This window comes from Desulfovibrio sp. JC022 (genome assembly GCF_010470665.1).
In the GTDB taxonomy this organism is placed as follows: Bacteria; Desulfobacterota; Desulfovibrionia; order Desulfovibrionales; family Desulfovibrionaceae; genus Maridesulfovibrio.
Genome location: NZ_VOPZ01000010.1, coordinates 38,296 through 52,101, shown reverse-complemented (window position 1 = coordinate 52,101; position 13,806 = coordinate 38,296). Strand labels below are relative to the sequence as shown.

13 protein-coding genes are annotated in these 13,806 nt (G+C 48.7%); 11 read left to right on the top strand and 2 right to left on the bottom strand.

Translation table 11 applies throughout. From position 1 onward, the window contains the following. Nucleotides 1-3: 3 nt before the first annotated feature. Nucleotides 4-933: a DMT family transporter gene (locus FMS18_RS16440; RefSeq protein WP_163295770.1), complete on the bottom strand. Its 930-nt coding sequence runs from the start codon at nucleotides 931-933 to the stop codon at nucleotides 4-6. 423 nt (nucleotides 934-1,356) lie between these two features. Then, complete coding sequence (locus FMS18_RS16435; RefSeq protein ID WP_163295769.1) at nucleotides 1,357-2,724, bottom strand: sigma-54-dependent Fis family transcriptional regulator; 1,368 nt, start codon at nucleotides 2,722-2,724, stop codon at nucleotides 1,357-1,359. A 244-nt stretch (nucleotides 2,725-2,968) separates the two neighbouring features. Between FMS18_RS16435 and FMS18_RS16430 the strand changes: the two genes are divergently transcribed. The 11 genes from FMS18_RS16430 to FMS18_RS16380 all read left to right on the top strand — a co-directional run bounded on the left by FMS18_RS16430 (nucleotide 2,969) and on the right by FMS18_RS16380 (nucleotide 13,679). Next, complete coding sequence (locus FMS18_RS16430) at nucleotides 2,969-3,322, top strand: PAS domain-containing protein (protein ID WP_163295768.1); 354 nt, start codon at nucleotides 2,969-2,971, stop codon at nucleotides 3,320-3,322. Nucleotides 3,323-3,327: 5 nt separating this feature from the next. After that, entirely contained in the window at nucleotides 3,328-5,778 is a 2,451-nt protein-coding gene (locus tag FMS18_RS16425; protein WP_163295767.1) for a PAS domain S-box protein, read from the top strand. Between the two features lie 172 nt (nucleotides 5,779-5,950). Beyond that, nucleotides 5,951-7,102, top strand: coding sequence for a SpoIIE family protein phosphatase (locus FMS18_RS16420; protein WP_163295766.1), 1,152 nt, complete (start codon nucleotides 5,951-5,953; stop codon nucleotides 7,100-7,102). Beyond that, a complete protein-coding gene (locus FMS18_RS16415; protein ID WP_163295765.1) occupies nucleotides 7,099-8,070 on the top strand; it encodes a metallophosphoesterase in 972 nt (323 codons plus the stop codon). Before FMS18_RS16420 ends, FMS18_RS16415 begins: the two co-directional genes overlap by 4 nt. Next, nucleotides 8,067-8,489, top strand: a complete 423-nt coding sequence (locus FMS18_RS16410; protein ID WP_163295764.1) for an ATP-binding protein — start codon at nucleotides 8,067-8,069, stop codon at nucleotides 8,487-8,489. Before FMS18_RS16415 ends, FMS18_RS16410 begins: the two co-directional genes overlap by 4 nt. Beyond that, on the top strand, nucleotides 8,490-8,840 hold the full coding sequence (locus FMS18_RS16405; RefSeq protein WP_163295763.1) for an EamA family transporter: 351 nt from the start codon (nucleotides 8,490-8,492) through the stop codon (nucleotides 8,838-8,840). Nucleotides 8,841-8,843: 3 nt separating this feature from the next. Beyond that, complete coding sequence (locus FMS18_RS16400; RefSeq protein WP_163295762.1) at nucleotides 8,844-9,200, top strand: 4-amino-4-deoxy-L-arabinose transferase; 357 nt, start codon at nucleotides 8,844-8,846, stop codon at nucleotides 9,198-9,200. Nucleotides 9,201-9,208: 8 nt separating this feature from the next. Continuing rightward, nucleotides 9,209-9,955: a dolichyl-phosphate beta-glucosyltransferase gene (locus tag FMS18_RS16395; protein WP_163295761.1), complete on the top strand. Its 747-nt coding sequence runs from the start codon at nucleotides 9,209-9,211 to the stop codon at nucleotides 9,953-9,955. A gap of 129 nt (nucleotides 9,956-10,084) precedes the next feature. After that, the gene (locus FMS18_RS16390; protein WP_163295760.1) at nucleotides 10,085-10,420 is read left to right on the top strand and encodes an STAS domain-containing protein; all 336 of its coding nucleotides are present in this window, start codon (nucleotides 10,085-10,087) and stop codon (nucleotides 10,418-10,420) included. Between the two features lie 101 nt (nucleotides 10,421-10,521). Then, nucleotides 10,522-12,333, top strand: coding sequence for a glycosyltransferase (locus FMS18_RS16385; RefSeq protein ID WP_163295759.1), 1,812 nt, complete (start codon nucleotides 10,522-10,524; stop codon nucleotides 12,331-12,333). Continuing rightward, nucleotides 12,333-13,679: a DUF3131 domain-containing protein gene (locus FMS18_RS16380; protein ID WP_163295758.1), complete on the top strand. Its 1,347-nt coding sequence runs from the start codon at nucleotides 12,333-12,335 to the stop codon at nucleotides 13,677-13,679. Before FMS18_RS16385 ends, FMS18_RS16380 begins: the two co-directional genes overlap by 1 nt. Nucleotides 13,680-13,806 lie beyond the last annotated feature (127 nt).

The following is a 13,806-nucleotide window of genomic DNA, read 5'->3' as shown; positions in this document are numbered from 1 at the left end:
TGCTTAAGCTTCGTTAGCGGCTGCCTGAGCAGCGGTGACTTCTTTGGGGCCACGGCTGGCCCAGATGATACCGCCGATGATCAGTACGCCGGAGACAAGATGGACGGAGTTCATGGTCTCGCCGAGGAAGACAAAGGCGAACAGTCCGCCCCAGAGGGGAAGGCTGTAGTAGATCATGCCGGAAGTTGCAGGTCCTGCGTGTTCAATGCCGATGTTCCAGGTCAGCCATGCGATGACTGAGGAACATACTGCGGAGAAAACGATGCTGAAGAATACAACGCCGTTCATGTTGAAGACCATGCTCGGCTGGGTGGATTCCCAGATAACGCAGGGGATAAGCATGAGTACTGCGAAGAAAGACATGAGAGTCATAACGGTGAGCTGGGAGAGTCCCTCGGGGATTCTGCGCAGGATCAGGCTGTATACAGCAAAGCCCACAGCTGCCAGCAGCATGAGGATATCACCGGAAGCAAAGTGCAGGCCCAGGAGCTGCTGAAGCTCGCCGCCGGATACAAGGTAGAAAGAACCGATCAGGGCAACGGTACAACCGATCCATGTGTTCATGGACTGCTTTTGGCCCAGCAGTGAAGAGATCATGACGATAAAGATCGGCGATGTTACGGAAATAAGGGAAAGGTTGATGGCTGAAGTGGTTTGGGCAGCAAAATAACTGAGCGGAGAGTATGCCGCTACACCGGTCAGTGCTGCTGCAATGATCTGGGGTAGAAATTTTTTGGCTACGGGCCATTCGCGTTTTACTCTGGGCAGTGTGAAAGCACACAGGATAAGCAGGGCAATGAACCAGCGGCTGGCGCCGAGGGTCATGGGGGAAATCTGGCCTACCGCCAGTCTGGCAACAACAAAAGCACCGGCCCAAAGCATTGTTGCAAGCAGGGCACACGCCATCCCGTAATACCTTTTGTCCTTAAACATACAGTCTCTCCCTTGAATTTTAAATCACCTCTTTTGAATGCCGCATTCAATCTATTATGCGGCTGCCTCCACGAACACAATAGTGATGCTGTTGCCTTATACGAAATCAAACACCCCGTTTGTCCGTATTTAATTGCTACCTCCATAGCAATTTTCCTTCCCACGGCGGACACTGCATCAATCTGATTTGAATATGTGTTGAGTCTCTTTGAGCAAGTCATGTGCCAACCAAAAGTTATAGTTTTCACTAAATAAAGATGAAAAATACCAGTATGTTAAGATTTATAACGGCTGTATGATCATTCAATCAATAAAAATATTTTGAGTCGTTAATGACTCGGTATTGAATAAACCCTTTGCTGGGCGGGTTTTTGTAAGGAATGAGTCGATAGCGACTCGCGAGTCAAGTGTGACTCAGTTTCGCTAGTAGTTCGATTTGATTTGATATTTTCTAATCAGGCGGGAGGCTCGGGATTGGCTGATTTTTAAGGCTGAAGCTACCTTGCGACTGCTGCCATGTTTGGCAACGGCATCCATAATCATTTGGCGTTCCACTGTTTCAAGGGCATCGTCAAGGCTTTCTGCGGAAGTCAGAGGCGAAATGGGAGTGGCTGTGGTTTCGTAAATGGAAGACGGAATGTGGTCCATGGTGATGATCTCTTCCTCCACAGTTACCACCAGACGTTCCACAAGATGGGCCAGTTCGCGGATGTTTCCGGGCCATGAGTATTGGCAGAGCAGGTTTTGCGCAGCGGAGGAAAGGCGTTTGCCTTTGCCGTGTGTTTTGCCGTAGCGGTTGAAAAAGTAGTGCAGCAGGGGAATCAGGTCTTCCTGGCGGTCGCGCAGGGGCGGGATAACGATGTCGAAAACATTGAGCCGGAAATAGAGGTCCTGCCTGAAAGCTCCGGTTTCAACCATGCGTTCCATATTGCGGTTGGAGGCGGCCAGAATGCGTACATCGGCTTTAACCGGCGAAGAGCTGCCCACCGGACGGTATTCAAGTTCCTGCACCGCATAGAGGAGTTTGGCCTGCATGGACAGGGGCAGCTCGGAAATTTCATCAAGAAACAGTGTACCGCCCTCAGCTTTGGCAATAAGTCCGCCGCGTGCTTTGGTTGCTCCGGAAAATGCTCCCTCAACGTGTCCGAAGAGTTCCGACTCAAAAAGTTCATGTGGGATGGCTGCACAGTTGACCACCACAAATGGTTTTTCAGCCCGTTTGCTGTTGGCGTGGATGAATTTTGCCAGCAAACTTTTACCGCACCCCGATTCACCCAGAAGTAGGCAGGGGGCGCTGATGGAAGCAACCTTGCGGGCAGCAATGACGGTCTGTTCCATCAATGAACTGCGATAAATCAGGTCTTCAGGCTTGGCCGCGGCAGGGTCTTCGTTGCTGGCAGTAAGTTCTTCAGGGTGGAGAATACGCCCTTCATGGAAATTGTCACGAATGCTGAGCAGTACGTATTCAACTTCCTGCTCGTTATCCAGCAGGGGGACTGCAATGGTCAGTACTTCAAGGCCCAGATATGTTTTCTGTTCCTGTTTAGCCGGGAGCTTTTTTTCATAGACAAGAGGCAGGATGGGGCGGTCCCATGAATTGTGTTTACTGACCACATCCCAGAAAGGCATATTGATCATTTCCTGCTGAGTAAATCCGTAATGACGCTCACAGGCCTTGTTTACGTAGAGCATGCGATAGTTGTTATCGTAGATGATGATTTCATCATGAAGATTGTCGATAAGTCTCGCAAATGTCTCGAAGTCCAGTCCGAAATGTTCTGTTTTGCCCATTGTGAATCGCCCTGCGTCTGTTGGCTGTTAAAACTATCTGTAAGTAGTTCCGGGGGCGGGAATAAGTCAAATGTCTTTTGCGAATGATCTGAGGTTTATGCTGTTAACTTACCGAATTTATTGAAGTGGCCTGCTGATGATGAACTCGTTAGTTTAACCAATTTTGCCTACCTTGTCATAAATCCTGTCTTTGTGGCATGCTTAAGATGATTATAAAACTGACTTTGCATACAGGAGCTGGATTATGACCTTCGAAGAACTTCTCGCCATCACCGCCAAGCCGGTTATTGTTGCTGATATCAACGGGATTATCACGGCAATTAACGCCCCCTTTACCATAGAATTCGGCTGGACCGAATCCGGCCTTGTAGGTAAATCACTGACGACCATTATTCCCTCCGCGCTAAGAGATGCCCATCAGTTAGGCTTTTCGGCTTATGCTTCAACAGGACACGCATCCTTGCTGGGCCAACATCTCGACCTTGAAATAGTGAAAGAGGACGGTTCTGTTGTACTTGCAGACCACTACATACTAAGCGGAACCGTTAATGGACGAAAAACATTTGCTGCACAGATAACATCCCGGCAGGAAGGCTGATCAGCATGAAAGGGCGGGATGAACTTATTATCGAACTCCGTTCCGTAATAGGACGGCTTGAAGCGGTGCTTAGCTCAATTGATGAAGCTATCCTCTGGACCGACGATAAAGGCAAGGCAAAATGGTGCAATGACAGCTTTGCGCGATTAATCGGTTTGAAACGCATATTCATCATGGGCAAACCTGTTATAGAAATGTTTCCTCTCTGCCAGCGGGAACAGGAACTGCCTCCAGAAGCTCACCCCCTTTCTGTAGCCCTGCGCAATCAAAGCTCGCAACAAGGAAACTACACCTTCGGATCTGGCAACATTCCTTTTGTTGTCAAAGTTCAATATCTCCAATCGCTGGAAGGACCGCCTACAACCATTATTATCGCCCGAGATTCGTCAAAAGAAAAAGAACTGGCCGAATATCGCATTCAGGGAGCCGCCCTCTCCGCAGCTGCAGATGCCATTGTCATTTTGGACAACTTAGGGCGCGTACATTGGATCAACAAAGCCTTCACCTCCATGACCGGATACCGTTTTGACGAAGTTTACGGCAAAACTCTGAAAGTTCTCAAATCGGGAAAGCAGCCACCTGCATTTTATAAAGAGCTATGGTCTACAATCCTTGCCGGTAAATCATGGACCGGAGAACTTATAAACCGTCGCAAAAATGGCGAAATGTACTATGAAGAGCAAACCATCACCCCGGTAATGGATGCAAATGGAAAGGTCAGCAACTTTATTGCCATCAAAAGTGACATCACCGAAAAGAAACTGGCCCAAAAATCCCTCGAAGACCGTGAAGCCAAGCTATCCGCTCTCTTCAATGGAGTTATCGATGCCATTATCACTGCCGATTCAACAGGTAAAATATTAACCATAAATCCGGCAGCAGAAAAAATTTTCGGTTACGATTCCGGTGAACTTGTTGGAAAAAATGTAAGAGTTCTTGTACCCCCAGAACTGAGAGCTAACCATGACCGCTTTATCAGGCGTTATTTGAAAAAAGGCATAGCTAAAATTCTCGGGATAGGGAGAGAAGCAGAAGCAGTACGCAAGGATGGTTCACGTTTTCCCATCGACCTTTCTATCAATGAGATTCGTACCCCGGATGCTGTCATGTTCACTGCTATTGTGCGTGATATTTCTGAACGCAAAGAGCAGGAACGACAGCTTCGAATGCTCAACGAACAATTGGAGCAATTGGTTGATGAACGCACCGCAGACCTGACCCGCAAAACTGAAGAGCTTACCGTAGAGGTAGCTGAGCGTAAAAAAGCCGAAACAGAAATACGCCAGAACAGGGAATTGTTGCGTTCTCTGCTGGATGGAATTTCCGCAGCCTTCCTTATTATCGACCTTGAAAAAAGAACCATTGCCGAAACAAATGAAGTAGCGGAAAACATGTTCGGGCTATCAAGGGGAAAAATTCTGGGCCGCAATTGCGATCGAATCTTTGCCGATCAAGGTCAATATCTGGAAGAAATATGTCCCAGATCATATGAAACAGAATCCATCAGGGAAACTATAATTCTCGACAACGACGGGCACACCCTGCCTGTTACCCGTCATGTTCTGCCTATAACCATAGGTTCCCGTCCGCATCTGGCTGTAATTCTGTTTGATATTTCAGAACGTAAGAATCTTGAGCGTAAGCTGGAAATGGCCCGCAAGCTTGAATCCATCGGCAGATTGGCATCCGGCATTGCCCATGAAATTAATACCCCCATTCAATATGTAGGCAACTCAGTCCTTTTTCAAAAAGAAGCATTTGCAGATTTTCTGAAAATTCACAAAATGGACAGCCGCATTCTTGATGAGTGCCGTAAATCCGGTCTTTTCCCGGATTTGCTGAAAAAACGTGACCGAGTTGCAGAAGACGAAGATCTTGAATTTCTAGTCGATGAAATCCCACAATCCTGTGACCGCGCTCAGGAAGGAGTCAGCCGCGTTGCCGGAATTGTGCAGGCAATGAAAGATTTTTCACATCCCGGACAACAGAAGAAACAACCTGCGAATATAAATAATTTGATTACCAACACGGCTACAGTTTCACGCAATGAATGGAAGTATTTTGCTGAAATTGACATGCAGCTTGGGGACATACCGCTGGTCAACTGCTTTCAAGGCAACATAAATCAGGTCCTACTGAACATGATCGTCAACGCCGCCCACGCCATCAAGGATAAATATGAAGGAACAGGTCAAACCGGAACAATAGTTGTTTCCACATATTTGGATGGAGATGAGGTGTTAATCAGCATCAGCGACGACGGAACCGGTATCCCCGAATCGGTCAAAGATAAAATATTCGAGCCTTTTTTTACGACTAAAAAAGTAGGAGAAGGCAGCGGGCAAGGACTCGCTATTGCTCACGATATTATCGTTGCCAAGCACGGCGGAACCATAGACCTTGAATCCACCCAAGATGAAGGCACAACTTTTACAATTAAACTGCCCCTCAGTTAATTACGCAAGACTTTGTATTATAAGAACATCGATCAAAAGATGAGATCTATTGCGGCCTTGCCAATATCGCTTTAACCCTAAAAAACTATTTATTTAATAGACCTTTTGCCGGAATTTAGACTATTATCATACCAAAGCTTAACACTATACAGGTTTGTTGAGGTTTGCGCTGATGAAGCCCAGAATTCTCTTTGTGGACGACGACCCGAATATACTTACTTCCTTTCGTAGTCTGCTGCGTAAAGAATTTAAAATTGATACTGCCGACCATCCCGAAAAAGGGCTGGCACTTTTTAAAGAGAACGGCCCATATCCCGTTGTTGTGTCCGACCTTAAAATGCCGGATATGAACGGACTGGAATTCCTTGTAGAAATTGAAAAGCTGGATGAAGACGTTATCGGGATAATCCTGACCGGGCATGCGGACATCAAGGCAGCTCTTACGGCCCTGAATCAAGGACACGTTTTCCGTTTTCTGACCAAACCTGCGGAGCGTGACACAATCACCAGTGTCATCAACGCCGGGCTGGAGCAGCATAAACTGATTACCGGCAATAAACATAAGGCCCGTATCATCAAAGAAGATCTGGCGGCTGCGGCTTTCATCCAAAAAAGTTTCCTGCCTCAAGAAACATGCACTATGGGCAATGTCTGCTTAAACTGGCTGTTCAAGCCAAGCGGGGACGTTGGCGGAGACATGTTCAATCTGGTTCCCCTTGATACGGACAAAACCTCCTTTTACCTGCTGGATATCAGCGGACATGGAGTTTCTGCTGCATTGGCGGCGATCTCCGTCTCCCGATTGCTCTCACGCTCTGATCATTTCACCGCACAACAGAACAAGGTAATTCCTCCGTCAGAACTACTCAAACAACTTGATGCAGACTTTCCCATTGAACGAATGAATAAACATTTCACCATGTTCTACAGTGTGATCAGCAAATCAAAAAAGACCCTTACATACAGCAGTGCCGGACACCTGCCGCCACTTCTGCTGCGCAAGGACGGCAGCATTGAACACCTGGATAAAGGCGGTAGCGTCATCGGTATAAATGCGGGAATACCTTTTGAGCAGGACACCGTCCCCTTCCATCCCGGAGACCGCCTCATCAGCTACACCGACGGACTTTCAGAATATGAATCTCCAAGCGGAGAACAATTCGGATCACCACGCCTAGAATCCTGTGTACTTGATCACAACAAAAAAACATCAAAACAATTGCTGGACGGAGTCTATAATGAAATGCTGGCCTTTGGCGACAATCGGCCCCTGCAAGACGATGTAACCATCTGCTGCCTTGAATTCACCGGGGAACAATCATGAGTTCCAAATCTCTGCCATACGATATTTATTCATCGCTCGCCCGGCGCATGGGTGAAGAAGCTGTTTCCCGGCGTTTGAGAATGCAGGTTGACCATGCCGCTTCAATATATGGGAAAGGGTTCGGACGCATTCATCTGGAAAATCTGGATACTTTTATAAATTTTGTGGACGCGGCGTTGCGTCTGAGCAGAATGCGTGAACGGGGCAGGCGTAACAGCCTTGATTTTAAGATAGTTAAGAACGAAGTTATTATCCCCGGACTACCGGAACAATTTGATGAATTCAAAATACTCCACCTGACTGACATCCACATTGACGGTTTCATTGACGGCGGCGAGACCCTTTTTTCCATGATTTCCCCTCTGCGCTGCGATATTTGCGTATTTACCGGGGATTACCGTTTACTTACCCACCACAGCCATAAACCTTCCGCCATAGGAATGTCCCGGCTGGTCACCCAGATAAATGCTCCCCACGGAGTCTACGGTATACTGGGAAATCACGATTTCATTGAACAAGTACCTGAACTTGAGGAAAGCGGGATGCGCATTCTGCTTAACGAAGGGCAAATCATCAAACATAACGGGGAGGATCTGTTTCTTGCCGGGGTGGATGATCCTCATTTCTACGGCACCCATGACCTTGGTCGGGCCTTTAGATCCCGGCCTCAAGGCTGCCCTACAATTCTGCTCAGCCACTCCCCTGAACTGTATGCGGAAGCTGCCGCCCGTTCCGTGGAACTATATATCTGCGGTCATACCCATGGCGGTCAAATCTGCCTCCCCGGAGGAATTCCGATCATCACCCACGCAACCTGTCCCCGCTCTATGACATCTGGCAGCTGGAGGCACAAAAATATGTCCGGCTACACTTCGCGCGGAGCCGGATGTTCCGGTGTGCAGGCCCGATTCAATTGCCCACCGGAAATCACAATTCATACCCTACGTTGTACCGGAGACGGAGCATGAACAAACCACTTTTCATGAACCGCAGATTCAGCGCGAACCTGAAAAATATGTCCATCAGTGCAGAAATGGTCAGACAATGCAGGGCCATCCTGCCTATGGACGAAAAAACAGGGCAGAATATCGATCTTGCTGTTTCCGAAGCAGTCTCCAACGCGATCCGGCACAGTAATTCTCCAGAGGATTCCAGCATTGCCCTGCGCTTAATCTCAGATGGGACCAAATTAATTATCGAAGTGGAAGATTCAGGGCCTGGATTTGATTTTGAATTGATCCAGACTCCTGACCTTAATACCCCGCAGGAAGGCGGCTACGGTCTATTTTTGATCAAACAAGTCATGGACTCGGTAAAATATGAACGCAGACAGGACGGAAATATCCTGACCATGGAAAAACAACTTGCACCGAAAGGGGATAAATAAATGGAATACCTGCTTGTCGTCCTCTCAGTGACCATGACAACTCTGGGTCAGATTTTCCAGAAGCTTGGCGCGGTGCGGATCAAGGAAGAAATGTCCGGGGGCAAATCTGTTATTGCCGCCGCAGCAAACATCCATATCTTCATGGGCATCACCGCCCTTGGACTGGGGGCTTTTCTGTGGCTCATGGTCCTTTCGCGCATGGAGCTGAGCCTTGCATATCCTATGATGAGTCTAGGCTACGTACTGGTAACCATCGCCTCAAAATATTTCTTTAAAGAGGAAATCCCCATGCACCGTTATATCGGCATCGCAACCATCATACTGGGCATCGTCCTGATTTCAAGGAGCTAGATCATGAAATCCTACCTTCTTGTTGCCTGCTCGGTGATTCTCGGTGTTCTGGGGCAGCTTTTCATGAAAAAGGGTATGACCGTACTAGGCCCGCTGGGCGATCCGTCCATCATGACCGCTTTTGCCATTGTATTTCAGCCGTGGGTATTCGGAGGCCTTGTCTCCTATGGATTGGCTATGATGATCTGGGTGGCGGTCTTAAGCCGTCTGGATCTCAGTTATGCCTATCCGCTGCTTAGTTCCGGTTACGTGCTGGTGGCTATCGGCTCTTGGTGGATGTTCGGGGATCAAATTTCAGCAACACGCTGGGCCGGAATTCTGGTAATATCAGCAGGAGTAGTACTCACGGCCAAAAAATGAGGTTTCTCATGAATGATAAAAACTTTGAATATTACCTTTCGGTGGTCATCCCGGCTTACAATGAACAGGAGCGTATTGCCGATACCTTGTACACGGTGAAGGAGTTCCTCGACGGGCAGCCGTACAGAAGCGAGATCATCATCGTGGATGACGGCAGCCGGGACTGGACAACCGAAGTGGTCAAAACCGTGGATATCTACAATCAGGAGATGAAGGACCAGAATGTAAGTGCCATCATGGAGAACGTAAAAAACGTTGGTAAGGGGTTTTCCGTGGCCCGCGGTATGCTGCGCGCCAAGGGCAAATTTGTGCTTTTTTCCGATGCCGACCTATCCACGCCCATTGGGGAGATCGACAAGCTTTTGCCCGTACTCGAACAGGGCTGCGATATTGCCATCGGCTCAAGGCGCATGGCGGAATCGGAAGTGGAGAAAAAACCCTTTTACCGTGATTTGATGAGTTTCATCTTTAACTCAGTGGTGGGGCTGTTCGCAATTCGCGGGATCAAAGACACCCAATGCGGATTCAAAGCTTTCCGCAACGAGGTGGCCCACAAAATCGCCGACAAGCAGAAGCTGTACGGGTTCAGCTTTGATGTGGAGCAGCTATTTCTGGCCCGCAAGCTTGGGTACTGCATCGAGGAAGTGCCCGTTAAGTGGGAGCATGCCGAAGGATCAAAAGTGGACCCGTTGCGTGATTCAATCCGCATGTTCATGGATGTGATGCGCATTCGGATGTTGCATAGAAATTTGTAAGAGGCCTTCGGCGACCCTCCGGGGTCCAAAGAACCCTTTGGAAAGGGTTCTCTGGACTCTCCCAAACTTTTCCAATAGGGCTTCGCCGCTTTGTCTGAGGGTGTGTATTGAATTTAAGGAGGACTAGATATGCTGAAAGTTGATATTAGAAACGTAAACGATATTTGTGTGATCAAACCCGGTACCCATCGCCTTGATGCCAGTACAGCGGTAGACTTCAAAAACACCCTGCTCAAGCTGATTGAGGAAGGTAATTTGCGGCTGCTGCTCAATCTGGAAAATGTGGATTTCATCGACAGCTCCGGCCTTGGAGCCATCATCTCCGCTCTGCGGCAGGTCGGCGTAAAAGGTGACATCAAACTCTGTGAAGTAAAGGAGCAGGTTGAAGAACTGTTGCGGCTTACAAGACTGAATAAAGTCCTGCAAAGTTTCCCCTGTGAAAAAGATGCATTGGAAGGTTATTAGTACTCATGCAGATTCAATGCATACGTAGCGACAGCTTAATAAAAGGTTTTGGGATTCTTAAACCCTTTTGCAAAAGGGTTTAAGCCGCCGGAGGCATTCTTTTGAAAGACTTCTACTTCACGGAATATGAACACAGGAAACCGTATAGCCCGGTTCCGTTCTCGGCTGCGCGGCAGTTCCTGTACCAGTATCTGGCGACCATCAATATATGTATGGGCGTCTGGTATTTTCACTGGCGCTGGTTCTATTCCCTGAACACGGAAGCTCTCTGGTTCTCTATTCCGCTGGCACTGGCTGAAACTCTGTCTTTCCTGAGTACAACCCTGTTCATCGTGAACCTCTGGGCGCACAAGGACGAACCCATCAAACCGGCCCCGGCCATGACCAGCGAGATTATGGCCGAGAATGAAAGGCCGCCCGAAGATCGGCCCATAAGTATCGACATCTTTCTGCCGACATACACAGAAGACCCGGAACTGGTGCGTTACTCCATCCGCGACTCCAAAGCGGTGAGCTATCCCCACCCGGTGGACATTAAAATCCACGTGCTGGATGACGGCAAACGGGAGAAAATGCGCGCAGTGGCAATGGAAGAGGGCGTCAATTACATTACCCGCACGGATAACCGGGGCTTCAAGGCCGGGAACCTGCGTAACGCTATGGAGCTGACCCACGGCGACATCATTGTAATTCTTGATGCCGATACCCGTCCTTTCCCGCAATTTCTTGAACGGACCATGGGATATTTTCGCGACCCGGATGTGGCATGGGTCCAGACTCCACAATGGTTTTACGATATTCCCGAAGGTGAAGGGCTGGAATATTTTCTTAAGCGTAAGCTTGGTTCAAAAGTTGGCAGACTTGGTGCTTTTATTGAACGCATGATCGGCAAAATCCAAGTGGGTAAAGACATTTTCGGCAGTGATCCAAGGATGTTTTACGACTGCATCCAAAGGCGGCGTATGAATTACAATGCTTCATTTTGCTGCGGAGCAGGGTCATTACATCGACGTGAAGCTGTTTTACGCGCCGCCCTGCTGCGTTATATGGACGAAGTGGAAGAGCACGCCCGCGAGGCCAGCAAAGATATGGATGACCCGGAACTTTCCGACGCTGTCCGGCTGGGTGCAGCACGCGGATTCATGAGCGATACCGAGGTTACACCCTACAAATATCACGTCTCAGAAGACATCTATACATCCATGCTCCTGCATGCGGACCGCAGCCGGGAATGGAAATCCATCCATCATGCGGAAGTTCTTTCCAAAATGCTCTCCCCGCAGGATCTTGAAGCCTACCTGACCCAAAATTTCAAATATGCCGGGGGCACGCTGGATCTGCTGCGCCGGGACAATCCGGCTACCCTGCCAGGCCTGAGCACAGGTCAGAGGCTGATGTATTTCGCCTCCACCTTTTCATATTTCGCGGCCTTCTGGATGATGGTTTTCCTGATCACCCCGCCTATCTTTTATTTCACCGGACTGGTTCCGGTGAAAGGATTTGACCTTGATTTTTTTATTCACATTCTCAGCTTCCAGTTGATCAGCCAGATTACTTTTATGCTCGGAACATGGGGAGTGAATACGCTCAGGAATGTTCAATATTACGTGGCTTTTTTCCCTCTGAACATCAAAGCCATCTGGACCGTACTTAAAGGGGATACCATTAAATTCAAGGTCACGCCCAAAACAGGATCAAGTGAAGCGCGGCTTGATCTGGTCAGGCCGCAACTATTTGTAATCGCGCTGAATGTGGCCGGGATCATCTGGTATCTGGGCCGTATGGCCCTAGGCTATGAATATGATTTGTTAGGTTTTATCATCGCAACATTCTGGTCGCTACTGAACATGTCATCACTGATGGTGATCGTAAGAGCCGCAACATGGAAAACTGATGAGAGTAGGTTGTTATAATGACCCTAAAAAAACAAATTATGGAAATGCGCAGTCAGATAGCGGTAATTCTGGGGTTGATAACCACCGGATTCATCATATTTTTCCTGACGGACCTAAGTCACCTTCAGGAAAGACGTACCCTAGCAGGGACGGACGAAAACGGACGGGCCGTGCTCGCCGTGGAATTCACCGAAGATATTCCCCGTCCGCCCTTGCGCAATCTTTCTACTGAAGAAATGTCCATGGCCCGCACGGCGTGGAAATACTTCGAAACCAACTACAATGCCGATACCGGATTGGCTGATTCTGTTGCCGGATTCCATTTCACAACTCTCTGGGATACCGCATCCTATTTGCTGGGATTGATTTCAGCCCACAGGCTGGAAATTATCCAAGACGCTGAATTCCACACCCGCATGGCAAAGGCCCTGGATGCCCTTGAACGTATTCCCCTTTATAACGGCGAGCTGCCCAACAAGGCTTACGACACCAAGTCGCTTTCCATGACCGACTACCAGAACAAACCATCTGAAACCGGTACGGGCTGGAGTGCCATTGATATCGGTCGGCTGTTCGTTCCTTTGAATGTCATACTCTACGAGTACAGCGAATACACGCCGAGGGTGCGCAAGATCATTTCCCGCTGGGATTACACGCGCATGTTCAAAGACGGCGTGCTTTACGGAGTGACCTACAAAAACGGAGCCGAAGAGCTGAATCAGGAAGGGCGGCTGGGTTACGAGGAATATGTTTCCAAATCTTTTGCCCTGCTCGGTTTCGACATCAGCGAAGCTTACAACTACCTCGACCATACCGGGCTGGTGGAGATCGAAGGCGTGGAAGTCCCGGTGGATGTGCGGACCTCAGCCATATTCGGGGCGCACACTTACGCGCTCAGTGAACCGTACATCCTCGACGGCATTGAATTCGGCTTTGATCACTACTCGAGGGAATTCGCCTACCGCGTCTACCTCGCACAGGAAAAACGGTACGATAATGAAGGCATCCTCACTGCGGTGACCGAAACCGCGCTCAGTGAAGACCCGTACTTTGTTTACAACACGGTTTACGGCGAAGGTAAAAAGTGGGCCTGCATCACTTCCGAAGGTCTGCAGTCTCCGGACTGGAGGACCCTATCCACCAAGGGCGCGTTGGGTTGGCATTCTTTATACGAAACAGACTACACCGCGAAACTGGTTGATAAAATTTCAGAATTAACAACTGAGGAGAACGGCTTTTATGCCGGGATCTATGAAGATGACGGACGAGTGAACGCGGTCAATACCTGCAACACCAACGGGATTATCTTGGAAACCCTTTATTACAAGAAATTCGGTCCCTTCCTACGTATTCAGGGCAAGTAAAAGGCATGCCTCCGGCGGCCCTGCCGGGGGCCTTAAACCCTTTTGCAAAAGGGTTTAAGAATCCCAAAACCTTTTAATAGGGCTTCGCCGCTTTGTTTAACGAGGTGTTTGGCTTTTAATTAGGTGG

Coding starts and splice junctions, on each gene's coding strand:
- FMS18_RS16410 (WP_163295764.1), top strand. CDS start 8,067: ATGAACAAACCACTTTTCATGAACCGCAGATTCAGCGCGAACCTGAAA.
- FMS18_RS16420 (WP_163295766.1), top strand. CDS start 5,951: ATGAAGCCCAGAATTCTCTTTGTGGACGACGACCCGAATATACTTACT.
- FMS18_RS16395 (WP_163295761.1), top strand. CDS start 9,209: ATGAATGATAAAAACTTTGAATATTACCTTTCGGTGGTCATCCCGGCT.
- FMS18_RS16415 (WP_163295765.1), top strand. CDS start 7,099: ATGAGTTCCAAATCTCTGCCATACGATATTTATTCATCGCTCGCCCGG.
- FMS18_RS16400 (WP_163295762.1), top strand. CDS start 8,844: ATGAAATCCTACCTTCTTGTTGCCTGCTCGGTGATTCTCGGTGTTCTG.
- FMS18_RS16430 (WP_163295768.1), top strand. CDS start 2,969: ATGACCTTCGAAGAACTTCTCGCCATCACCGCCAAGCCGGTTATTGTT.
- FMS18_RS16405 (WP_163295763.1), top strand. CDS start 8,490: ATGGAATACCTGCTTGTCGTCCTCTCAGTGACCATGACAACTCTGGGT.
- FMS18_RS16425 (WP_163295767.1), top strand. CDS start 3,328: ATGAAAGGGCGGGATGAACTTATTATCGAACTCCGTTCCGTAATAGGA.
- FMS18_RS16435 (WP_163295769.1), bottom strand. CDS start 2,724: ATGGGCAAAACAGAACATTTCGGACTGGACTTCGAGACATTTGCGAGA.
- FMS18_RS16380 (WP_163295758.1), top strand. CDS start 12,333: ATGACCCTAAAAAAACAAATTATGGAAATGCGCAGTCAGATAGCGGTA.
- FMS18_RS16440 (WP_163295770.1), bottom strand. CDS start 933: ATGTTTAAGGACAAAAGGTATTACGGGATGGCGTGTGCCCTGCTTGCA.
- FMS18_RS16390 (WP_163295760.1), top strand. CDS start 10,085: ATGCTGAAAGTTGATATTAGAAACGTAAACGATATTTGTGTGATCAAA.